The sequence below is a fragment of the Streptomyces sp. HNM0645 genome (assembly GCF_030056615.1).
Taxonomy (GTDB): Bacteria; Actinomycetota; Actinomycetes; order Streptomycetales; family Streptomycetaceae; genus Streptomyces; species Streptomyces marianii.
On record NZ_JASHLT010000127.1, the window covers coordinates 1 to 501 of the forward strand.

The 501-nt window shown below is 71.5% G+C and carries 1 protein-coding gene; it reads left to right on the forward strand.

All coding sequences use genetic code 11. From position 1 onward, the window contains the following. On the forward strand, positions 1-501 hold a 501-nt coding region (locus QMZ92_RS35935; RefSeq protein WP_283302144.1), incomplete at both ends, for an alkaline phosphatase D family protein.

Consider the following 501-nt stretch of genomic DNA (forward strand, 5'->3'; position numbering starts at 1 on the left):
CCCGGCCGACGAGTACGTCGTGCGCCGGCACGAGCCCGCGCACGAGATCACGACCCTCGCCGACTACCGCGTCCGGCACGGCAAGTACAAGACCGACACCGACCTCCAGGCACTGCACGCCGCCCATCCGCTCGTCGCGATCTGGGACGACCACGAGATCGCCAACGACGCCTGGTCCGGCGGTGCGGAGAACCACACGCCCGGCACCGAGGGCGACTACGCGGCCCGCGCCGCGGCAGCCAAGCGGGCCTACTTCGAGTGGATGCCCGTGCGCACCTCCACCGAGGGCACGGTCTACCGCCGGCTGCGCTTCGGCAAGCTGGCCGACCTGCATCTGCTGGACCTGCGCTCGTTCCGCTCCGAGCAGGCGTCCGTGGGCAGCGGCAAGGTCGACGACCCCGAGCGCACGATCACCGGCCGCGCCCAGCTGGACTGGCTCAAGTCCGGCCTGGCGTCCTCGGACGCCACCTGGAAGCTCGTCGGCACCTCGGTGATGATCTC